This is a genomic window from Bacillus sp. N5-665 (assembly GCF_022637375.2).
Taxonomy (GTDB): domain Bacteria; phylum Bacillota; class Bacilli; order Bacillales; family Bacillaceae_G; genus Bacillus_A; species Bacillus_A wiedmannii.
In genome coordinates this window covers 1,180,417-1,200,169 of record NZ_CP093325.1, presented here as the reverse complement: position 1 = coordinate 1,200,169, position 19,753 = coordinate 1,180,417, and the positions used below count along the sequence as shown (strand labels likewise).

Genomic DNA, 19,753 nt, shown 5'->3' with positions numbered 1-19,753 from the left:
AGAGATACAATCCTTATACAAAAAAATAAGAGCAGCCATTGGCTACTCTTACTCACTCACGTATTTTTGAAACATATCATGGATGCCTTTATTTACTAGGTTCGAGATCTGCTCGTCAGATTTATTCGGATAACGATCACGCAATCTGATAGATGCCTTCACCATTAAATTTTCTAATACAGAACGGCCACCTTCTCCATAAATAATTTCAGCATACTTAACAAGCCTTCCATCCTCTACTGTTGCTGGATTATGATTGAAGAAAAATTTACTCATTGTCTCCACCTCTCTATTTTGATAACGTTTACATTTATATAGATTATTTATGTTATTTATTTCACAATATTGTATGCATGTATATTTAATTAGTTTCATTATAAAGCAACATATCGATAGTAAATATGTGATTTTCCGTCCATTTTGTGAACAAACCAAAAAATGAAAGCGTTTCCTTTATTATATACTAAAAAAACTTACTACGCTAGGGGCAATTTTTTTAATCTACTAATCCCTCAAAAATTAATATATTTTTTCTTTTCCCATTAAACCTTATACAATTTTCAGAAATTATATTATAAAATATATGTATGACTTAAGGAGGATTTATATGAATCAAAATAAAAAAGCTATATTAGATCTTGTCTTTTATCTCGTAATCCCATTCCTCATTTGGAAATTTGCAAAACCTTATATCGATCCTTATTACGCGATGTTACTTTCCTCTGTTCCAGGGATTATTTATACACTGTATACCTTTAAAAAAGAAAAACAGTTTAACGTGACAGGGTTCTTTATTTTAATTACACTCATTTCTAATACAACAGTAGACCTATTATCTGGATCAGCTGAACGAATGTTGTGGAACGATGCGTATTATCACATCGTACTCGGTATTATCGTCATATGTACAATTTTTATAAAAAAACCACTTATGTTATATTTCGCAGCAGATATTGCCGCATTGCAAGGCCATGACCGTGATAAAAGTCGTGAACTGTATCGTGATAGTCGTATCTATCCAGCACTACAATATTTAACGCTATTTTTCGGGCTACAATTTATATTAAAAAGCTTCTTAAAAATTTATTTCATCTCTGTTTTCGGTGTAGATGGCTATGGTGAAATGAGAGCGATTATGACTGCTGTTGGGTGGGGCATTTCCATTTGTATCGGAATTGGATTTGTTTGGGTAAACAATAAAATACATGCTGTTACAGAAGAAAAAGAATCTGTACAGTAAATGAAAATCCCCTAGTAGCATCATACTACTAGGGGATTTTCATTTTGCTACACATATTACGAAATCGTTAACTTGATTTTTTTCTTTTATCTTTTACGTTTCGATAAAACAAAGCAGCACTTAGCGGCATAACACCAAACCACTTATTCATAAATGGCTCTTTTTCAGCACGGCGTTGTTCTTTCTTTTGTTTACGATCTTCCTTTGGAGCATCCATGTACGAGACAAACTGCTGTGTCACAAAGCGAACATAATCATTAGTAGACATATTATCATCACCTCTACTTGATTAGTATGTCCACTTTTTTATTCATTAATCTTTTCTTTTAATTCATTCATAATTTGCTTTACAGACTTATTCGTCGTATCGATATGAATATGAGCCTCTTCATAATAAGCTCGGCGCGATTCAAATTTTGCCACAAATGCCTCTATATCTTTCTTCTGAAATAGTGGACGCGTCGTATCTTCACGGAGTCTTTCTGCAATTACATGTGGATCACAATATAAATACACGACAGTTCCATTTTCCTTCATCCACTTTCGGTTTTCCTCTCGCTCGATGATTCCACCACCAGTTGTAATAATTACATTACAACTGGGTAGTGAACGTAACATTTCACTTTCATATTCCCGAAAAGCGATTTCGCCTTCTTCGGCAAAAATATCACGAATTGCCTTCTCCTGATTCTCTTCAATTTTTTGGTCTGTATCGACAACATCCATATGAAGTTCTTTACTTAACGCTTTTCCAATTGTTGTTTTCCCAGCTCCCATATAACCGGTTATGTATATAGATTTCATGTTCGTTCCTCTCAATCATCCGTTATTATTTTTTATTATAACGAAAGATTTCATTATTTAATAAAAAAACGTTTTGTTCTCCTTATACAATGAAGAACAAAACGTTATATACACGCTTTTACTTATAAGCGCCTCTTCTCACCCACTGTGTTGCAATCCATTTCTCACCTTTCGTTACAGGTGCCCCTCCATGTAACGTAAGCTCATTTAATGATTGGTCTTGATAAAAATACTCAAAGTATACTGCCATTCCCTTTCTAGGGTGCACAGAAAGATTTAATTTCGGAAAGAACGTTTCTCCGCCTTCTTCTACATCATTTAAGTACATGACAAGCGTACTAATACGATTATTAGCAGCTGATCTACTATGTTCCGCAAAATAATCATAGTGCGCTTTATATTGTTGATCCACTTCATAATTTAAAATGTGTAATCCTTCTCCATGCGACACAGGAACATTCATGATAGATGAAATTCGTTTTTCAATCTTCGCAGTAAGTTCATTATCGTCCAAAAATGCACCACTACTCGTTCGAATATCATTTACATCACGTGATGAACCAACTTTAGAACGCTTCATTTTACTTTTAGACAATTCAATCAATTCATCGCATTCTTCATCACTTAATACATTTCCTAACACGACAATAAGAGGTTCTTCGAATTTTGAAATAATGTGTATTTCCCTATCTTCCGCCATAATTGCATTTCCTTTATGATCAAAAATAGTTTGTTCCTTATTTTCGCCTATTTGATTGTTATTTGTCATTTCCCTATTCTCCCTAAAAAAATATGTTTGGATAGCATGAATATATCATATTCTTTCTACCTTTCTCTTTTTTGAGAAAATTTAAACTTTAAATTGTTTTATTTATCCATTTTCCACAAAAAAATAACCTATTTTAAAATAAGACATTATGATTTTCATCCGTATATTTTACATACTATCCTTCTATCCAATCGAATATTTTCTCATCCTTTTTTCTATACCGAAAGCTTACTTTATAGAAAACTTCTTGTTTTATTTTGCACTGCAACGAAACGAGAATATCAGCGTTTTCAAAGACGTAATTTCCACTTGCTTCGCCCTTTTCATATTGAAAGAAAAAAGTATCTTCCTTTTCTTTTTGCTGTAAGTCTTTTTTTATATTTGTAATTGATCGATTTAGTAGTTCTTCCAGTACAAACTTTTGCTCTATTTCAATATAAAATTTTTTATCTATAAGCAACATATTCGTTTCGTATACAAAGAACGAAGTTAATAATACAAGAAAAATGATTGTTCCTGGCATCGTAAATCCATCTTGTTTTCTCATATATTTATTTCCATTTCGCTATATCTGACAGCTACACCTTCATATATTTTCCCACTCATATCTTTCACATTTATAAAGAGCAAATGAGGTGTTACTTCATACGAAACCATTTCAACATTTTGTAATATAACTTCTCTTCCGCGCATATTCACTTTTCTTATAAGATGATTATTCAATTTTTCATACGTCACTTCATCTCCAGTGCGAAGACGGAAGCGCAAAAGATTATCTTTATTTTCAGGGACTATTTTTTCTACAAAAGATACTTCACGAAACTCTAACTGTACTTGTCCTATAAACACATCCCATTCCCGATTATTTAATCCTTTTGATTGGTTGTTTTCTATTCCAATAAAATTCAAACGTGGTAAGAGTAAAAAGAACAGTGATAACAGAAAAAAACATACGATCATTTCTATTAATGTAAACCCAACTTCTAATTTATTTTTTCTCCTGCATAAAAGCATTGTTCCATCATTCTTCCTTTCACATCTTTCCACATAGCACAAACTTCATTTCCTCCCCAATATGTGTAATATACATTTCCGTTTACGACTTTTTCTTGCGGTCGTTTCGCCCCATTCTCATACATATATAAAGCTGCTTCCCTTTTTAATAATACAAATGCTTTATAACGAATTTGTATGTTTTTTCGTTCTTGCATAACCAATACTGTTTGCGGAAGTAGTAAAGATACTGTCATCATTACTATACTTAATGCTACAAGCATCTCAGCCATCACTGACCCTTTTTGACATTTCACGATACGTAAATCTTCCTCTCCCAAGCTGAAATACAATCTCATATTTATAACTTCGATACGAAAGTAAAATAGTGCCACCTCTATTAATATTTCCACTCGGATTATATGTCATCGGATTTGGAAAAGTATTCAAATCAATTTGTATATCGCTATCATATTCTCTTTTAATGATAGTAAGATTCTCACTTAGCTCCCCTATATAATACGTATGTCTATCTTTATACCATCGTAATGTATAGTGTTTTTGACGGTTTATCGCTAATTGTTGCATATACAAAATATCGTTTGAAAACTGTCTTAAAAATTGTTCCACTTTTTGTTTTTCATGTAATGAATGTACGTTAAAATACGTGACCATACTTAGTACAGAAATTGCAAATAGAACGAGTAGCATTTCTAAAAGAGTAAAACCTTTTTGTTTCACAGTTTCCCAGTTGTTACTGTGCCATCATTTGAAATATGAATGGATTCACCATTCGGACACTCATCAGCTGTAATATATTTTTCATCCCTTAGCTCTTTTAGCGAAGGAATTTTATTATGTTGTAAATGGTATGCTTGTATTTGAGCTTCTATAGATTTCACATAGGCTTTACATCCTTTTCCTTCGACGGATGAACGCTGTGTAACTACATTCGGAATAATTAATAGTAATAATACAGTTATGACGACCATAACTAATAACATTTCTAAAAGGGTAAACCCTTCTTCATTCTGCATGTAAATACCTCCTAAATAGAATTCATCATTTGAAACATTGGCATAATCATTGCTAAATACATAAGAACGACTATTCCTCCAATACACGTAAATAAAATTGGTTGAATGATCACTAACATACGTTTAACTTTTTGCTCCATTTTTTCCATAATGAGATCGCTATAGTCACCTAATTCAATCGCCAAATTACCGTTTGCTTGTCCATGCGTAATAATATAAGAAAGTTCTTCCTCATAATATCCGCTTTTAGCAATAATAGATTGCAACGGTTCTCCCGCAATTAATTGACGTTCAATTCGGCCCGCTTCATATTGAAAAAACGGATGATAATGTTGCTCCATCATTATTGTTAGAGCCTCAAGTACTGATAGTCCGCCGTGTAATAAACCGCTCAATTGAGTGGCGAAATAATGTGAATGCTTTAAAATAAGAAATTTTTTTACGAGGGGGATACAAAGCTTAATTTTTACCTGCTTCATATGCGGGAGTTTTTGAAAGTAAAATATATATACACTACAGCCAATCATAACGATAAAAATAGTGCTGAAAATAAGATAGGGTAGTAGCTTAATTGCACTTAATATTTGTTCTGTAAATAACGGTGCTGTGGAACCAAACGAACTATATACCATGTCAACCTGTGGTAATAAAATGCGATTAAAAATCAAAATCATGATTAGTAAAAAGAGCGCCAAAAACATAGGATACTGCATTATTTTCATCATATCTTTCCTATACTTATCCTTTTTATAAAGAAGTGCGCTCCCTTGTTGCAATGCAAAAGAAATATCACCATGTTTCTCGGCATAAAATAAATAACTTAACATCTCCTGATGAAACTTTAATTGATGAAAAGAATCGTGTAGACTTTTTCCATCTTTTAATCCATCAATCATGCGCTGCAATTGTACTTTCTTTTCTAAAGGTAATTGAAACCGTAAAAATTCTAATGCCTGCAAAAGGGAGTATCCTTTTTCTAATAGTTCTCCCAATCGTTTCAGCAATACGACTTGATCACTTAAACTCCATATCTCCTTAAACATAAACATCCTCTTCTAAAAATCCTAAAGCGTATCCTTTTCGTATCAAAGATTCTAATGTTTCATGCTTGTATGTGACACATTCCCCGTTTGCTTCTTTAATCGCTTGTTTTAACTCATATCCATATAACAACTCATAAATACTCGCTTGTCTTACCTCCCTCATTGATTTACATAAAATTGAGCACTTTCTTTGGCAAAACGGACACTTCAATTCGACAAGTCGCTGTGCAGCTATAGCCAATAAAGATTGTTCAATCTCTTGCCTCGTTATACCGAAATCCATAAATCGGAGTATCGCCCCTTTCGCATCACTAGTATGCAGTGTCGTCATTACTAAATGTCCAGTCAAACTTGCTCTTATAGCGATTTTCGCTGTTTCTTCATCACGAATTTCACCGACTAAAATAATATCTGGATCATGACGTAAAATGGCCTTTAGTCCCGCCTCATATGTGATACCTGCTTTTTCATTTATTTGAATTTGTAATACATCGTCATTTCTTTTTTCAACTGGATCTTCAAGTGTAACGATGCGACGTGTTTTCTTTTTTTTAATTACCTCTAATAATGCATACATTGTTGTTGTCTTCCCCGAACCAGTCGGTCCAGTAAATACGAGTAATCCATGTGAATAGTGTAAAAAAGAGAGTAGTTTTTTCGCTGTACTTGGAAATAACGAAAGATGAGATAACGGCTGAATAGATGCTTGTAAATGAAGACGAATAACGAGACTTTCTTGGTATACGGTTGGAAGCGTGGAAAGGCGTAAATACACTTCTTGTCCATCCATTTGTAAATACAGTGAACCATTTTGTGGCTTCCGTCTCTCCCCTATATCCATGGATGCTAAAAATTTAAAGTGTGAAACAAGCTTTTCTCCAAATTCCTTTTCGATACAGTGTTTCGTCATTAAATCTTTTCCTATACGCAGTTGAACCGCTACATCCTTCTTCCGGGGCACAATATGTAAATCCGAAGCTTGTACCCTGCACGCCTCTTTCAAAATCGTATTCGCAAAAATTTCAATTCCATTCATCATTTTTTCCCTCCCCACTATGTATATAGCATGAAAAAACAGATAAGAAAAATCGACATTTTTGTATTTTCACCAGAGGAAAAAGGGAAAATATGTTTGTGAAATTATGAACAATTTCCGAATTATTGTCTGAAATTACCTATATGGAAGTTTATCTGTATTATAATGTTATTATCTTGGATAAAGTGATAAAGGTGGAGATCCTCATGGAACAAGCTTTAAAAATTACAGGCGTATTATCTGACCCAACTCGTTATTACATTTATAAATATATTTCTCAAAAACATAGTTACGTAACTGTACAAGAAATTGCAGATGAGTTTGACATTCATCCAAACGTAGCACGTTTACATTTATCTAAATTAGAAGATGTTCATATGCTGAAATCGGAAACGAAAAAAACTGGAAAAGGCGGAAGACCAAGCAGATTATATGTATTATCTGAAGATGTGATTCAATTACAATTTCCATTCCGCGATTATCAATTGTTAGCAAGAATAGCATTTAATTCTTTACTTAGCCTTGGCGCCGCTGGTGAAAAAGCGCTATACGAAACAGGAAAACAATTCGGGGCCGAGTTAATGCAACAACATATGCAGCGTTTACATGTGAATGAAGATGCTTTAACAGTAGAGCAAAAAGTCCAAATTGCAAAAGAAGCTTTCTCAACAGCTGGTTTATCACCTGCATTTGAATTAAGTGCAGATGGAACGAAAATTTTCTACGATGTACACAATTGTCCATTTAAAGAGGTTGCTGTTCATCACCCAACTGAAATTTGTAATATGCACGGAGATATGATGAAAGGGATTTTTGAAATCCTATTCCCTAACACGGAATTAACACGAAATGATAGTCTACTAGATGGATGTAAATCTTGTAATTACAAACTAACAATTTAATTTTCTCATATAAAAAGAAGCCAATTATAATTGGCTTCTTTTTATATGAACGAATATTTACAATAGTAAGAAAAATAAACTATAATGAGGTGAGGTTTACTTTTTTTAGAAAAGGAGGGAGATGGCATGGAGCGCATGTTTCGCGTTCTCGGCTTTTGGACTGGAATTTTCTCGGTTATGTTTTACGTAGGGGATATGCATTCGACCGCACTACTATTTTTAGGACAAACAGGTTTCTTCGTACTTTTAAGCTATTTAAATTTAACAGAGCGTATGTATATATACGTATTCGGGGCATATTTAACTGTTTTCTTCATAGGATTTACATACTACACGACGTTTTTACTTGTCCCTGGAGCTGGACATTAAAGATGGCATTTTGCCATCTTTTTTTTAATTCCGCAATTCCCTAGTTGACTTATAGGTTTTATTACCTTATATTCTATATAACAGATTGGAATTAGGGGGAATCAACATGAATACACTGCTTGTCGGAATTAACGTTGCAGTCATGCTCATCTTAGTTGGCGTATTATATTATATGCAACGTAAGCATGTATCTTTTAATAAACGTGTATTTACTGCTTTAGGAGTCGGAATTATATTCGGTCTTATATTACAATTTATTTATGAGCCAACTTCTAAAGTAATTATTGAATCAAATACTTGGTTTAGCTTGATCGGTAACGGTTATGTGAAATTACTTCAAATGATCGTTATGCCACTTATTTTAGTATCTATTATTTCCGCATTTACAAAATTACAGTTAACGAAAAACCTTGGTAAAATTAGTGGTCTTATTATCGGAATTTTAATTCTTACTACAGGAATCGCTGCAGCTGTCGGTATTGCTGCAAGTGCAGGATTTGATGTATCAGCAACAGGCTTACAACAAGGTGATGCAGAATCCGCTCGTCTGAAGTTAGTTGAAGAAAGATTTACTTCTATTGAAAAAACAACAATTCCAGATAAATTATTAGAGCTGTTGCCTACAAATCCGTTTCTTGATTTAACAGGTGCTCGTCCAACATCAACAATTTCTGTTGTAATATTTGCAGCCTTTATCGGTATCGCCTTTATAGGGGTAAAACGAAAATATCCAGAACAAGCAGAACTATTTAAGAAAATGCTTGATGCTGTATATGCAATCGTAATGCGTATGGTAACATTAATTTTACGTCTTACTCCATACGGCGTATTAGCTCTTATGGCAAAAACAGTTGCTGGTAGCGACATTAATGCTATTTTAAAACTTGGTAACTTCGTGTTAGCGTCTTACGTGGCACTTATCTTAATGTTCGTTATCCACTTATTATTAATTGCTCTATCTGGTTTAAATCCAATTCAATATTTAAAAAAGGTGTTCCCTGTATTAACATTTGCATTCACATCTCGCTCTAGTGCTGGTGCAATGCCATTAAATATTGAAGCGCAAAAAGAAAAGCTTGGTATTTCCGAAGGGATTGCAAACTTCGCAGCATCATTTGGAGTATCTATCGGACAAAACGGTTGCGCAGGTATTTATCCAGCAATGCTTGCAATGATGGTCGCTCCAACTGTAGGAATCGATCCATTACAACCACAATTTATTTTAACTTTAATCGCTGTCGTTGCTATTAGCTCATTCGGTGTTGCCGGTGTTGGTGGCGGTGCAACATTCGCAGCGTTAATCGTACTATCTACAATGAACTTACCAATCGGTATTGTCGCTCTTGTTATCTCAGTTGAACCATTAATCGATATGGGTCGTACAGCTCTTAACGTAAGTGGTTCTATGACAGCAGGTCTTATTTCTAGTAAATGGCTTGGTGAATTAGATCAAGATACGTACAATCAAGATGATACAAAAACTGGTGAAATTGCTTCATAATGAAAAGGACGCTAATAAAAACTGTTAGCGTCCTTTTTTAGTTCTTTTCATCTTCCTCTTTGTCTTTTTATACATAAGGCATAACATATTGTTCCAAACACTATGTATAAAGCTCTACCAATTACTTCAGCCATGTTAAAACAACACTTACGTATCACTATGTATAGATATAACGAAATTATACCATTTTTCATTTTTTTAATAACTATTAATTATAAACTAAAGACTAACTATTATTCCTCATCTGCAAACTGTAAAAACTCTTCCAACCGCTCCTTTAACTCCTCCTCTATCTCACAATAAGTTTCATCAACAAGTTCACCACTTAACTTACTTCCCCAAAACCTTATTTGAAGCGGTACCCCTAAAAAATAATTACAACATTCCCAGATAGGAACTGTATAAAATTCAGTCATCTCTCCTTCTTCATCTAATACAGCTATCGAAATGGATGAAGAATATCCTGTTTCAAAAGGATCTCCTTTATCTCTGATGAGTTCTATAAATAATTCCATGTTTTTTTCTATGTACAAATGTGAATAATCTTTAAAAAGTTTAAATGATATTCTCTCTGTTTCCTTCTCCATACACTGAATTTTCTCTTTTAACTCCAATGTAAAATCTTGTTCTTTATACTTCATTCTCGCCTCCTAAAACACTGAACAAGAGAATACCAATCTCGTATTCTCTCATTCTTATGCTGCTACAATTATTTTTATTATCTCACAGCCCGTCCTTCTTACAAATAACCATTTTGTTCGCACCATTTATGAAATTGTCCTACGTCTACTCCAACTAACACGATATCCTTTAGCTCTACATCAATGATTTGTTCTCCAATTACAATAGCAAACTGCGATTCTAATTTTGTCTCGCTGTTCTTTACAATTCCAATTCGGTTCCGATGCGGTCCATCTTTTATATATGCTTTTTGTCCTACAATATCAAAGTTCAAGTCTCTCACCTCTTTTATTGCGCTTAAATTTGAAATACGAACTCAAATTCGGAAAATTCCCTTTCCTTGCACTATTTCTCTATATATATGACGAAACAATAAAAGAGTCCTCCCTTCTTTACAATTATTTTTTCTTTGTTTCATTTTTGTGATTGAAACGTAAAGTTTATAATAAAATACACTTGGAAGCGCTTTCTATGTAATTTTTTATGTTATAATATATGAGTAGAACTTCGCAAAGAGGGTTAAAAAAAATGAATACAAAAATGATTAAAAAAGTAATTGACGCATTAAAAGTATATGGCTTTCAGAATGTATCATTCTGTGACAAAACGAAACAATTTTTATTTCATAACGAAATGGATATTATGAGCGGCTATGCAGAAATAACATATAGTAGTCAATTTGAAAAATTCAACGTACAAATTCATCCGATTGAAACACATCACCAAGCAGAGTTACAAGAGGTTGAAAGACATATACAGGCCTGTATAAGAAAAGTGGAATATTTAAACGCACTTCTTAGCGGACAAACAAAACTAGATGACAAAATTATTATAATGTAAAAAAAAGAACGTGAGAATATCACGTTCTTTTTTTTACATTATACGTTCATCTTTTCCTTCAATTGTAATCCTGTAATGGATTCTAACACATCCATTGCTTCTCCAAATGTCATATCAAAAATTGTCTTATCTTCTATGTATGGAAATTGTCTAAAGCGTTTTTCTAACATTTTCACGGCGTCCGACGTAAAGTGTACACTATCAATGCCAAATTCTGTTTCAAGAAGAACAATCCAATCTAACACATGAAAACCTAATCCATTTACGAATGAAATAAGTTTTTCTTCTGGCTGTGAAGATAAGAATACGTGTCGTTCCATCTCATCGAAAAGTTCTTCACCTAAAACTTCTGCTAATTCATCATCATGTTCGCGTTCAATAATCTCTTCATATCCGTAATCATCCACAAGCTCTTCTACTTCTTCACTATCCTCACAAAGCAATTGACTAAGAACGGCCTCTTTCTTAAATTCACTATTTTGTACGACTTCTAAAAAGCTCGTTTCCCATCCATTTTCTAATTTCATATTATATACTCCTTTATATACGTTTCTTATCATCACTGTACCCAAAAGATCACTTTTATAATCTTTTAGGTCATTACTATTATTTCACATGATTCATAACATGAGATGCAAATTCAGTTGCATCTCCTTCAAAAATATTTATTTCTGGCAAATGATAGAACGTTGTTTGAAGCGGGTTTCTTTCATGATATACATATATCTTTTTCTCTAGCGCAATCGCCATTCCAAACTCTGTATGGCTCCCGTTTCCGCCATCTAATATAAGTAAAAAGACATCCGCTTCTTTAATAGCATTCTTTTCTGCCTGACCAATTTCTCTTAATTGATCTTGATTCACTGCTCTTTCGTTTCTTGTCCAATCATATGTATGGTGCCATCCTGCATGTTTCAGTTCATTTGCTATAGAACGTACAAGATGTTTATTTTGGAATCCTGAGGCGACATAAAAATTCATTTATATACACTCCTTCATTATGTACGGGAAACTCCTTTTAGCGTTAATTGCTATAAACATAATAAAGAACGACTTCAAAAAAAAAATCCCCATCTTTAAAACTTATTTGCGTTTAAATGATGGGATTCTTCATGCTCTTCTTTTATTTTCTTCTTTTTATAACTTTCATCAGCTAACATTTCTAGTTCAGCTGTTATTTCTGATTTTTCAAGCTCTCTTTCTTGCGAAAATTTCCTTGAAATATAAACAATAACACTACCAACGTACAACACAAAGCATATAATAAGTGCAGTATTTTCATAGAGACTTAGCTCCAACACAGTCACTCCTAATCCATTCGTATTTTCACGCTTCATTAATCGGAATTTCCCTACTAATCCATTTGTTACCCCGCATTAACGGGCAGTAAAACCCCCACCTCAAAATTCAGCAAAAATAAAGAAGTTAGGTGTGGGATTAACTGCCCGTAAAAGCCCGATTGGTTCAACTAATAATCAGTGGGGATTAACCCCTCCCCCACTGATTAAAGTTTCACTTTATTGTAACATAAAAATATCAATCCTTGGAATCTTTCATCCTACTAAAAAAGACATGATTGTTTCATCATGCCTCTGAAATATGTTGAATGATTGTTTGAATTGCTTCTTTTCCATTATATTTTTTTAGTGCTGTTTTATACATCTCATTATTTTGATTTAATTCTTCGACATGCTTTATAAGTGATTTCACAGTCACATCTTCTTCATACAATACGGAAGCATATCCTTGTCTTTCAAAAGACTCTGCATTTAGTATTTGATCTCCACGACTTGCAAATTTTGATAGCGGAATTAAAACCATCGGCTTTTGCAATGTTAAAAACTCAAAAATGGCATTAGAGCCTGCACGTGAAATAACAAAATCTGTTATCGCTAATATGTCTGGCAGTTCCCCATGTATATATTCAAATTGTTTATATCCTTCTTTATTTTGTAAGCTTTCATCAAGATTACCTTTTCCACAAAGATGAACAATTTGATATTTTTTCAGAAGTTCTGGTAACGCTTCTCGAACCGTTTCATTAATTTTCTTTGCGCCCAAACTTCCTCCCATAATTGTAATAACTGGCTTTTTACGTGAAAAACCTAAAAACACTAAACCTTTTTCACGATTTCCCTTTAGCACTTCTTCACGTACAGGAGATCCTGTATAGATTACTTTTTCTTTCGGTAAATGTTTCGCAGCTTCTTCAAATGTAACAAATATTTTCGAAGCAAAACGGAGCGCAATTTTGTTTGCTAGTCCTGGCGTCATATCAGATTCATGTAATAAAACAGGGACTCTATTTAGCCAGCCTCCAATTACGACTGGTACAGATACGAAACCACCTTTTGAAAAAATCACATCCGGTTTTAGTTTTCGAATCCTTACATACGCATCCATAACACCCTTCATTACAAGAAAAGGATCTTTTATATTTTTTAAATCAAAATAACGACGTAGCTTGCCGCTTGCAATACTATAATACGGAATGCCTTCCTTTTCTATAATCGTTTTCTCAATTCCTTGATGAGAACCAATATAAGAAATATCCCAATTCTGTTCTTGTAAATGTGGAATGATGGCTAAATTAGGTGTTACATGCCCTGCCGAACCGCCACCTGTAAAGACTATTTTCTTCATACGTCTCCCCCTTCTACACTATAATACACTAAAATATCTTGCCTCAGGGTGAGAAAATACCATAGCCGTTACAGACGCTTCTGGCTCCATCATAAATCCTTCCGTTAATGAAATACCTATTTCTTCTGGATGAATAAGGCGAAATAACTTTTCTTGATCCGCAAGTTCTGGACATGCTGGATAACCGAAAGACACGCGTATCCCTCTATATTTCGTACGGAAGCGTTCTTCCATCGTCAGTTCAGGTGAGTCCGGAATGCCCCAGCGGTCACGGATAAGCATATGTGTTTTTTCAGCAAGTCCTTCTGCTAGTTCAAGCGCTAACGATTGGATCGCATGGCTGCGTAAATAATCACCCTTCGCCTTCCACTCTTCAGCAATGTCCCGAACGCCTTCCCCAACTGTAACAGATAGGAAAGCAACATAGTCCATCTCATCTCCAACTGGTCGTAAATAATCACCTAAAGTACGATATGGTGCTTTTCCTTGTCTTGGGAATGTGAAACGCTCTATAACACGCGTATGATCTTTTGGATCATATATTACAATGTTTTGTCCGTCACTTTGCGCTGGGAAAAATTGATACACCGCTTTCGGTTTTAACCAAGATCGTCCTTCCTGCAATAATTCATCTATTAAATCATTTAATTCGTGTGCTCTCTTATCTCCCTCTCGCAAAAGCTTCTTCACATTTCCTTTTAATCCAAGGTGATGTCCAAGTAGCATTTGTCTATTTAAAAATGGAGCGAGATGTGCAACTGGAATATCTCGTAATACAATTCGCTTTGTTGAATCAGGTATCATAACCTCAGCCTTGGGTAATGGTTCAATTACTGCTGGAATTTCTACTTTCTTCTCCTCTTTTTTTACGATATGAAGATGACGCTCTTTTTTATCTTGTTTCATCTTCTCACGCTCTTCTTCTTTTTGAAGCTTATTAATAATATCAAGCCCCGTCATCGCATCACTCGCATAGCATACGAGCCCTGTATATGATGGGGATATACGGTTATCTGTAAACTTTCTCGTTAACGCTGCCCCGCCTACAACGATTGGAATATCAATATTTGCCGCTTTTAAATCTTCAGCAGTCGTTACCATTTGTTGCGCTGATTTTACTAATAAACCAGAAAGGCCAATAATGTCAGGCTTCTTTTCTTGTACTTCTTGTACAATTCGATCTGAGCGAACATTGATTCCTAAATTAATAATCTCATATCCGTTATTCGATAAAATAATTTCAACGAGGTTTTTCCCAATATCATGTACGTCACCTTTAACAGTTGCTAATAATACTTTCCCTTTTTTCGCACTCTCGCTAGATTCCATATGTGGCTCTAAATAGCTTACGGCAGCTTTCATACTTTCAGCACTTTGCAATACTTCGGCAACGATAAGCTCATTATTATTAAATAATCGTCCCACCTCATCCATTCCTGTCATAAGTGGGCCATTAATAATATCCAAAGGTTTTCTTCCTTCTGTAAGTGCGAGACTTAAATCTTCTTGTAGCCCTTGTTTCGTACCTTCTACAATGTAATTTGCCAGCCTTTCATCAAGAGTTAATGTTTCTTGGATAACGACATCTTTCTTTTTTGCCGCACGATAGAAATTTGTAAATTCTTCTAACGTCTCTTGCGTCGTTTCAAAAAGTAATGCATCTGCAAGACGTTTTTCTTCCTCTGGAATTGACGCATACCGTTCTAATTTTTCCGTATTCACAATCGCGTAATCTAATCCTGCTTTAGTTGCATGATATAAAAAGACGGAATTTAATACTTCGCGGCCAGCTGGTGGTAAACCAAATGATATGTTACTTACACCTAAAATCGTTAAACACTCTGGCAAGGCTTCTTTAATAAGGCGAATTCCTTCTATCGTCGCTGCCGCTGAACCAATATATTCTTCATCACCTGTACCTACAGGAAATACAAGTGCATCAAAAATAATATCTGACGGGCGTATACCATATTTCGTTGTCAATAACTCATAACTTCTTTTCGCGATTTCGAGTTTTCGTTCTGCACTAACCGCCATACCATCTTCATCAATTGTTCCTACAACAATAGCAGCACCATATTTCCGAAGAAGCGGCGTCACTTTTTTAAATCGTTCTTCTCCATCTTCTAAATTAATTGAATTAATAACAGCTTTTCCTTGAATATAAGTAAGAGCTCGCTCTATCACATTTTCATCTGTTGAATCAATCATAATTGGTACTTTTAACACTTTCGTAACTTCTGCCAAGAAGTTTTCCATATCTTCTATTTCATCGCGATCAGGATCTGCCATACAAATATCAATAATATGAGCATTTTTCTTCACTTGCGCTCTTGCGACTTCAGCAGCCTCTTCAAATTTCCCTTCTGCTACTAATCGTTTAAATTTACGTGACCCAATAACATTTGTTCTTTCACCAACAAATAATGGTCTCATAGAGTCATCATATTGAAGTGCCTCTAATCCACTAACCCCGTGTCCATCTCTTTCGTGGTGTTCACGCGGCTTAAGAGAAACTAATGCAGATTTCATTGCTTTTATATGTTCTGGTGTTGTGCCACAACAACCACCGATAATATTAACCCATCCTTCTTCAGCAAATCGCTTCACTTTTTCAGCGAGTGAAGATGGTGATTCATGATAATGTCCATCTTCATCAGGAAGACCTGCATTTGGATAACAAGAAATGTAACACTCCGACAAATCAGATAGTGAACGAATATGGTCTCTCATAAACTCCGGACCAGTCGCACAGTTTAATCCAACAGATAGTGGCTTCATATGTTCTACTGATAAGTAAAAAGCCTCAATTGTTTGCCCGGCCAGAGTCGTTCCCATCGGTTCAATCGTTCCTGAAATCATAATAGGTACAATTTTATTTAGCTCATCAAAAGCTGCTTGAATTCCAATATAAGCAGCCTTCACGTTACGCATATCTTGACTCGTCTCAACGAGTAATACATCTACGTCGCCATTTAATAAGCCTCTTGCCTGCCTTGTATAGGCTTCAATTAATTCTTCAAACGTTACACCACCAGTAACACTAATCGCTTTCGTTGTCGGCCCCATTGCTCCCGCAACATATACTTCTTTTCCGCTTTCGTTGACCGCTTGCTTTGCTAAACGTGCTGCCTTCTCATTTAGTTCCTCGTCTAAATGAGACAACGCATAATCACTTAATACAATGTTTGTCGCCCCAAATGTATTTGTTTCAATAATATCCGCTCCAGCTTCAATATAAGCTTTATGAATCTTTAAAATGACATCAGGTCTTGTTTCTACTAAATATTCATTACACCCTTCGTACTCTTCTCCTCCGAAATCTTCCGCAGTTAAGTCCTCTTGCTGGATCATTGTTCCCATTGCACCATCTAATATTAAGATATTATTTTGTAATTTTTCTTCTATACATTTCATCAGTTAATACCTTCTTTCACTTCTTGCTTTTCTCTCACATATTTAACAAGATGTTCTGTAATTTCATATTTTAGAAATGGTGTAATAAGATAAATGCCGTTAAAATATTTCATCGCCACATCGATCAATTCTTGTGAAATGCGAATCCCTTCCTCAATTGCTGCCTCTTTCGTTTCATGTCCATCCATTCTCTCCCTTATTTCTTCAGGTAGAGTAATACCCGGCACCTCAAAATGAAGGAAATCTGCATTCCTTTTACTTATTAATGGCATAATCCCAATAAAAATAGGTTGTTCCAAATGCTTTGTCGCTTCATACACTTCTTCAATTAACGCGATATCATAAATTGGCTGAGTTAAGAAATATTCCGCTCCAGCATCTATTTTCCGTTCCATCCGCTTAACCGCTGCTTTTAAATGTCTTACATGCGGATTAAACGCACCTCCCACTGAAAACCTTGTTGCTGGACCTATTGATTTCCCTAAAATCGAGCGTCCGTCGTTCATTTCTTTAATCATTTTAATGAGCTCAATAGAGGACAAATCATATACAGAAGTGGCACCTGGAAAATCACCAACGCGTGCTGGATCACCAGTTAAAGCTAACACTTCTTCCATACCTAACGCCGATAAGCCTAATAAATGAGACTGTAGTCCAATGACGTTATGATCTCTACACGTTAAATGCGTCAATACCGGAATATCGTGCTTCGTTAATAATGCCCCCATTGCCATATTCGAGATGCGAGGCGATGCTAATGAATTATCTGCTAGAGTAATAGCATCTGCACCAGCTCTTTTCAATGCTCTTGCTCCTTCAAAAAATCGCTGCGTATCTAATGTTTTCGGTGGATCTAATTCCACTACTACTGTCGTTTGTTTTTTTGCTTTCTCTGCTAATGTGACATGAGCTTTTGAACGTTTCTCGTGTGTATGAACTACTTTCGGTCTTTGAATCGTATCCTTTTCTATTACAGGTGTAACATTTGCAATTGCACGTTTCATACTTTCAATATGTTCTGGAGTCGTGCCACAACAACCACCTAATAACCGAATACCTTGCTCAATAAATTTCGGTGTCATCGCTTCGAAATAAGCTGGACTTCCCTCATATACGTAACGTCCCTCCACATAATTTGGGAGACCTGCATTCGGATATGCTGACAAGTACCCATTTTGCGGAATCGATATCATTTTAAAAGCTTCCGTCATGTGAAGTGGCCCTAGTTGACAGTTCAATCCAACAACATTTGCACCGTAATCTAAAAGCTGTTTTAATATTTCATTTACATCATTTCCATTTTGAGTTGTACCTGCCTCATGCAATGCTAATTGAGCTACAATTGGAATATTCGTTTGTTTTCGTAACACCTGAACAGCATGAAGTAATTCAAACTCATCATAGAAAGTCTCTAATAGCAGTCCATCAACCTGTTCTTCTAGTAATGCACTTGCCTGCTCAAGTAGCATAAATTCTCGCTCCATATCAGTTGTTGTAACAGCTCCGATATGTTTCATGCCACCAATTGTTCCTAAAATTGCATTTCTCTCTGTCACAGATGCTTTCGCCAATTTTACTGCCGCTCTATTAATTTCAGTAACTTGATTTTCTAAACCATACATACGTAATTTCGCTTCATTTGCTCCGTACGTATTTGTTTGAATTACATCAGCCCCAGCAGCTACATATTGCTTATGAATCGATATAATTAAATCCGGATCAGATATATTTAATTCTTCAAAACTACTTTGCAAGCCATGTGAATGTAATAACGTTCCAACCGCGCCATCACCTATTACAATTCCTTTTGATAATAAATCTAGTAATTTCACAAATCTCCCTCATTTCCATCAATATAAAAACCCCCTCTTCACTTTGAAGAGGGGGACATAATCAATCCTCCTCTTATCATGCAAAACATTCGTTTTGCAGGTATTAGCACCGTTTCAAACATTTTGTTTGAAGGTTGCCGGGTTTCACAGGGCCTTTCCCTCCACCGCTCTCAATAAGAGTTTGTCTTTATTATTTTATTTATGTAGCTAAAAGGAAATACGTTCCCCTTTTAACAATGTTTGTTAATTTTTTAATAAATTTAGCATGCACAAATGCAAAAGTCAATGACACTTGCGGAAAAATAAAAATTATTTAAAATAAAGTTGCAATTCAATTATCTTTTGTTGTAAAGTTAAAAACATAATAAAATTTCATACGAACATTCTTATCTAGAGAGGTAGAGGGACTGGCCCTATGACGCCTCAGCAACCATTAACATTTGTTAATAAGGTGCTAATTCCAGCAAATTGTGAAAGATTTGACAGATGAGAAGAAGACTCTATTCAAACCGAAAGCCTTCTTCTTTAGAAGGCTTTTTTTATTTTACCCCGCATTAACGGGCAGTAAGATTCCCAACTCAAAATTCAGCTAGAACAAAGAAGTTAGGTGGGAATCGACTGCCCGTAAAAGCCCGATTGGTGAGGA

24 protein-coding genes, 1 pseudogene and 2 riboswitches are annotated in these 19,753 nt (G+C 35.0%); of the genes and pseudogenes, 6 read left to right on the top strand and 19 right to left on the bottom strand.

The window, feature by feature from the left end; all coding sequences use genetic code 11:
• Positions 1 to 48: 48 nt before the first annotated feature.
• Positions 49 to 276, bottom strand: coding sequence for a hypothetical protein (locus MNO09_RS08620; RefSeq protein WP_000032702.1), 228 nt, complete (start codon positions 274 to 276; stop codon positions 49 to 51).
• Between the two features lie 73 nt (positions 277 to 349).
• On the opposite strand from MNO09_RS08620, the pseudogene MNO09_RS08615 reads away from it, so the two are divergent.
• Positions 350 to 467, top strand: a pseudogene (locus tag MNO09_RS08615) (GTP pyrophosphokinase).
• A gap of 140 nt (positions 468 to 607) precedes the next feature.
• Positions 608 to 1,240, top strand: a complete 633-nt coding sequence (locus MNO09_RS08610; protein WP_001073110.1) for a VC0807 family protein — start codon at positions 608 to 610, stop codon at positions 1,238 to 1,240.
• A gap of 67 nt (positions 1,241 to 1,307) precedes the next feature.
• Here MNO09_RS08610 and MNO09_RS08605 read toward each other — a convergent pair whose 3' ends face one another.
• The 10 genes from MNO09_RS08605 to comGA form a co-directional block, all read right to left on the bottom strand.
• Positions 1,308 to 1,508, bottom strand: coding sequence for a YqzE family protein (locus MNO09_RS08605; protein WP_000106080.1), 201 nt, complete (start codon positions 1,506 to 1,508; stop codon positions 1,308 to 1,310).
• Between the two features lie 38 nt (positions 1,509 to 1,546).
• Positions 1,547 to 2,044: a shikimate kinase gene (locus tag MNO09_RS08600; RefSeq protein ID WP_000836644.1), complete on the bottom strand. Its 498-nt coding sequence runs from the start codon at positions 2,042 to 2,044 to the stop codon at positions 1,547 to 1,549.
• A 118-nt stretch (positions 2,045 to 2,162) separates the two neighbouring features.
• The gene (locus MNO09_RS08595) at positions 2,163 to 2,813 is read right to left on the bottom strand and encodes a 2OG-Fe(II) oxygenase (protein WP_000183839.1); all 651 of its coding nucleotides are present in this window, start codon (positions 2,811 to 2,813) and stop codon (positions 2,163 to 2,165) included.
• 175 nt (positions 2,814 to 2,988) lie between these two features.
• Positions 2,989 to 3,360, bottom strand: a complete 372-nt coding sequence (comGG, locus tag MNO09_RS08590) for a competence type IV pilus minor pilin ComGG (protein WP_001231189.1) — start codon at positions 3,358 to 3,360, stop codon at positions 2,989 to 2,991.
• Positions 3,357 to 3,827 carry a competence type IV pilus minor pilin ComGF gene (gene comGF / locus MNO09_RS08585; RefSeq protein WP_000923107.1) on the bottom strand — a complete coding sequence of 157 codons (471 nt, stop codon included), beginning with the start codon at positions 3,825 to 3,827 and terminating at the stop codon, positions 3,357 to 3,359. The genes comGG and comGF overlap by 4 nt, the downstream gene beginning before the upstream one ends.
• Positions 3,797 to 4,099: a hypothetical protein gene (locus MNO09_RS08580; RefSeq protein WP_000829519.1), complete on the bottom strand. Its 303-nt coding sequence runs from the start codon at positions 4,097 to 4,099 to the stop codon at positions 3,797 to 3,799. Before MNO09_RS08580 ends, comGF begins: the two co-directional genes overlap by 31 nt.
• Positions 4,092 to 4,547, bottom strand: a complete 456-nt coding sequence (gene comGD, locus MNO09_RS08575) for a comG operon protein ComGD (protein WP_000810391.1) — start codon at positions 4,545 to 4,547, stop codon at positions 4,092 to 4,094. Before comGD ends, MNO09_RS08580 begins: the two co-directional genes overlap by 8 nt.
• Positions 4,544 to 4,843, bottom strand: coding sequence for a competence type IV pilus major pilin ComGC (comGC, locus tag MNO09_RS08570; protein WP_001178693.1), 300 nt, complete (start codon positions 4,841 to 4,843; stop codon positions 4,544 to 4,546). The genes comGD and comGC overlap by 4 nt, the downstream gene beginning before the upstream one ends.
• An 11-nt stretch (positions 4,844 to 4,854) precedes the next feature.
• A complete protein-coding gene (gene comGB, locus MNO09_RS08565; RefSeq protein WP_000471915.1) occupies positions 4,855 to 5,886 on the bottom strand; it encodes a competence type IV pilus assembly protein ComGB in 1,032 nt (343 codons plus the stop codon).
• The gene (comGA, locus tag MNO09_RS08560; protein WP_033657726.1) at positions 5,879 to 6,922 is read right to left on the bottom strand and encodes a competence protein ComGA; all 1,044 of its coding nucleotides are present in this window, start codon (positions 6,920 to 6,922) and stop codon (positions 5,879 to 5,881) included. The genes comGB and comGA overlap by 8 nt, the downstream gene beginning before the upstream one ends.
• Before the next feature lie 206 nt (positions 6,923 to 7,128).
• On the opposite strand from comGA, the gene MNO09_RS08555 reads away from it, so the two are divergent.
• From MNO09_RS08555 to MNO09_RS08545, 3 genes are all read left to right on the top strand, one after another.
• Positions 7,129 to 7,824 (top strand): helix-turn-helix transcriptional regulator, encoded by a 696-nt coding sequence (locus MNO09_RS08555; protein WP_000434122.1) that lies wholly within the window; start codon positions 7,129 to 7,131, stop codon positions 7,822 to 7,824.
• A gap of 126 nt (positions 7,825 to 7,950) precedes the next feature.
• Positions 7,951 to 8,193: a DUF2626 domain-containing protein gene (locus MNO09_RS08550; RefSeq protein WP_000440714.1), complete on the top strand. Its 243-nt coding sequence runs from the start codon at positions 7,951 to 7,953 to the stop codon at positions 8,191 to 8,193.
• 106 nt (positions 8,194 to 8,299) lie between these two features.
• On the top strand, positions 8,300 to 9,694 hold the full coding sequence (locus MNO09_RS08545; RefSeq protein WP_001094342.1) for an L-cystine transporter: 1,395 nt from the start codon (positions 8,300 to 8,302) through the stop codon (positions 9,692 to 9,694).
• 233 nt (positions 9,695 to 9,927) lie between these two features.
• Here MNO09_RS08545 and MNO09_RS08540 read toward each other — a convergent pair whose 3' ends face one another.
• Complete coding sequence (locus MNO09_RS08540; RefSeq protein WP_000875386.1) at positions 9,928 to 10,335, bottom strand: hypothetical protein; 408 nt, start codon at positions 10,333 to 10,335, stop codon at positions 9,928 to 9,930.
• A 98-nt stretch (positions 10,336 to 10,433) separates the two neighbouring features.
• The gene (locus MNO09_RS08535) at positions 10,434 to 10,649 is read right to left on the bottom strand and encodes a DUF3912 family protein (RefSeq protein ID WP_001008334.1); all 216 of its coding nucleotides are present in this window, start codon (positions 10,647 to 10,649) and stop codon (positions 10,434 to 10,436) included.
• Positions 10,650 to 10,903: 254 nt separating this feature from the next.
• Here MNO09_RS08535 and MNO09_RS08530 point away from each other — a divergent pair, with 254 nt between their 5' ends.
• Entirely contained in the window at positions 10,904 to 11,215 is a 312-nt protein-coding gene (locus MNO09_RS08530) for a hypothetical protein (RefSeq protein WP_001093232.1), read from the top strand.
• Between the two features lie 38 nt (positions 11,216 to 11,253).
• On the opposite strand, the gene MNO09_RS08525 is transcribed toward MNO09_RS08530, so the two are convergent.
• The 6 genes from MNO09_RS08525 to MNO09_RS08500 form a co-directional block, all read right to left on the bottom strand.
• A complete protein-coding gene (locus MNO09_RS08525) occupies positions 11,254 to 11,742 on the bottom strand; it encodes a hypothetical protein (RefSeq protein WP_000764275.1) in 489 nt (162 codons plus the stop codon).
• Between the two features lie 79 nt (positions 11,743 to 11,821).
• Positions 11,822 to 12,196, bottom strand: a complete 375-nt coding sequence (locus MNO09_RS08520; RefSeq protein ID WP_001012498.1) for a nucleoside 2-deoxyribosyltransferase — start codon at positions 12,194 to 12,196, stop codon at positions 11,822 to 11,824.
• Positions 12,197 to 12,291: 95 nt separating this feature from the next.
• Positions 12,292 to 12,552, bottom strand: a complete 261-nt coding sequence (locus tag MNO09_RS08515; protein ID WP_000817963.1) for a DUF3966 domain-containing protein — start codon at positions 12,550 to 12,552, stop codon at positions 12,292 to 12,294.
• 247 nt (positions 12,553 to 12,799) lie between these two features.
• A complete protein-coding gene (murG, locus tag MNO09_RS08510; RefSeq protein ID WP_000724751.1) occupies positions 12,800 to 13,858 on the bottom strand; it encodes an undecaprenyldiphospho-muramoylpentapeptide beta-N-acetylglucosaminyltransferase in 1,059 nt (352 codons plus the stop codon).
• A gap of 18 nt (positions 13,859 to 13,876) precedes the next feature.
• Complete coding sequence (gene metH, locus MNO09_RS08505; protein ID WP_070169119.1) at positions 13,877 to 17,275, bottom strand: methionine synthase; 3,399 nt, start codon at positions 17,273 to 17,275, stop codon at positions 13,877 to 13,879.
• Positions 17,275 to 19,107: a bifunctional homocysteine S-methyltransferase/methylenetetrahydrofolate reductase gene (locus MNO09_RS08500; protein ID WP_000770340.1), complete on the bottom strand. Its 1,833-nt coding sequence runs from the start codon at positions 19,105 to 19,107 to the stop codon at positions 17,275 to 17,277. The genes metH and MNO09_RS08500 overlap by 1 nt, the downstream gene beginning before the upstream one ends.
• Positions 19,108 to 19,177: 70 nt before the next feature.
• Positions 19,178 to 19,287, bottom strand: a riboswitch (SAM riboswitch).
• A gap of 203 nt (positions 19,288 to 19,490) precedes the next feature.
• Positions 19,491 to 19,600: riboswitch (SAM riboswitch) on the top strand.
• Positions 19,601 to 19,753: the final 153 nt, after the last annotated feature.

Bases quoted from the DNA above. Each gene is read 5' to 3' on its own strand.
- MNO09_RS08540 (WP_000875386.1), bottom strand. From the start codon at position 10,335: ATGAAGTATAAAGAACAAGATTTTACATTGGAGTTAAAAGAGAAAATT.
- MNO09_RS08605 (WP_000106080.1), bottom strand. From the start codon at position 1,508: ATGTCTACTAATGATTATGTTCGCTTTGTGACACAGCAGTTTGTCTCG.
- MNO09_RS08555 (WP_000434122.1), top strand. From the start codon at position 7,129: ATGGAACAAGCTTTAAAAATTACAGGCGTATTATCTGACCCAACTCGT.
- MNO09_RS08550 (WP_000440714.1), top strand. From the start codon at position 7,951: ATGGAGCGCATGTTTCGCGTTCTCGGCTTTTGGACTGGAATTTTCTCG.
- MNO09_RS08545 (WP_001094342.1), top strand. From the start codon at position 8,300: ATGAATACACTGCTTGTCGGAATTAACGTTGCAGTCATGCTCATCTTA.
- MNO09_RS08595 (WP_000183839.1), bottom strand. From the start codon at position 2,813: ATGACAAATAACAATCAAATAGGCGAAAATAAGGAACAAACTATTTTT.
- MNO09_RS08580 (WP_000829519.1), bottom strand. From the start codon at position 4,099: ATGGCTGAGATGCTTGTAGCATTAAGTATAGTAATGATGACAGTATCT.
- comGA (WP_033657726.1), bottom strand. From the start codon at position 6,922: ATGAATGGAATTGAAATTTTTGCGAATACGATTTTGAAAGAGGCGTGC.
- MNO09_RS08620 (WP_000032702.1), bottom strand. From the start codon at position 276: ATGAGTAAATTTTTCTTCAATCATAATCCAGCAACAGTAGAGGATGGA.
- comGB (WP_000471915.1), bottom strand. From the start codon at position 5,886: ATGTTTAAGGAGATATGGAGTTTAAGTGATCAAGTCGTATTGCTGAAA.
- murG (WP_000724751.1), bottom strand. From the start codon at position 13,858: ATGAAGAAAATAGTCTTTACAGGTGGCGGTTCGGCAGGGCATGTAACA.
- MNO09_RS08525 (WP_000764275.1), bottom strand. From the start codon at position 11,742: ATGAAATTAGAAAATGGATGGGAAACGAGCTTTTTAGAAGTCGTACAA.
- comGG (WP_001231189.1), bottom strand. From the start codon at position 3,360: ATGAGAAAACAAGATGGATTTACGATGCCAGGAACAATCATTTTTCTT.
- metH (WP_070169119.1), bottom strand. From the start codon at position 17,275: ATGAAATGTATAGAAGAAAAATTACAAAATAATATCTTAATATTAGAT.
- MNO09_RS08520 (WP_001012498.1), bottom strand. From the start codon at position 12,196: ATGAATTTTTATGTCGCCTCAGGATTCCAAAATAAACATCTTGTACGT.
- MNO09_RS08600 (WP_000836644.1), bottom strand. From the start codon at position 2,044: ATGAAATCTATATACATAACCGGTTATATGGGAGCTGGGAAAACAACA.
- MNO09_RS08610 (WP_001073110.1), top strand. From the start codon at position 608: ATGAATCAAAATAAAAAAGCTATATTAGATCTTGTCTTTTATCTCGTA.
- MNO09_RS08530 (WP_001093232.1), top strand. From the start codon at position 10,904: ATGAATACAAAAATGATTAAAAAAGTAATTGACGCATTAAAAGTATAT.
- comGF (WP_000923107.1), bottom strand. From the start codon at position 3,827: ATGCTTTTATGCAGGAGAAAAAATAAATTAGAAGTTGGGTTTACATTA.
- comGC (WP_001178693.1), bottom strand. From the start codon at position 4,843: ATGCAGAATGAAGAAGGGTTTACCCTTTTAGAAATGTTATTAGTTATG.
- MNO09_RS08515 (WP_000817963.1), bottom strand. From the start codon at position 12,552: ATGAAGCGTGAAAATACGAATGGATTAGGAGTGACTGTGTTGGAGCTA.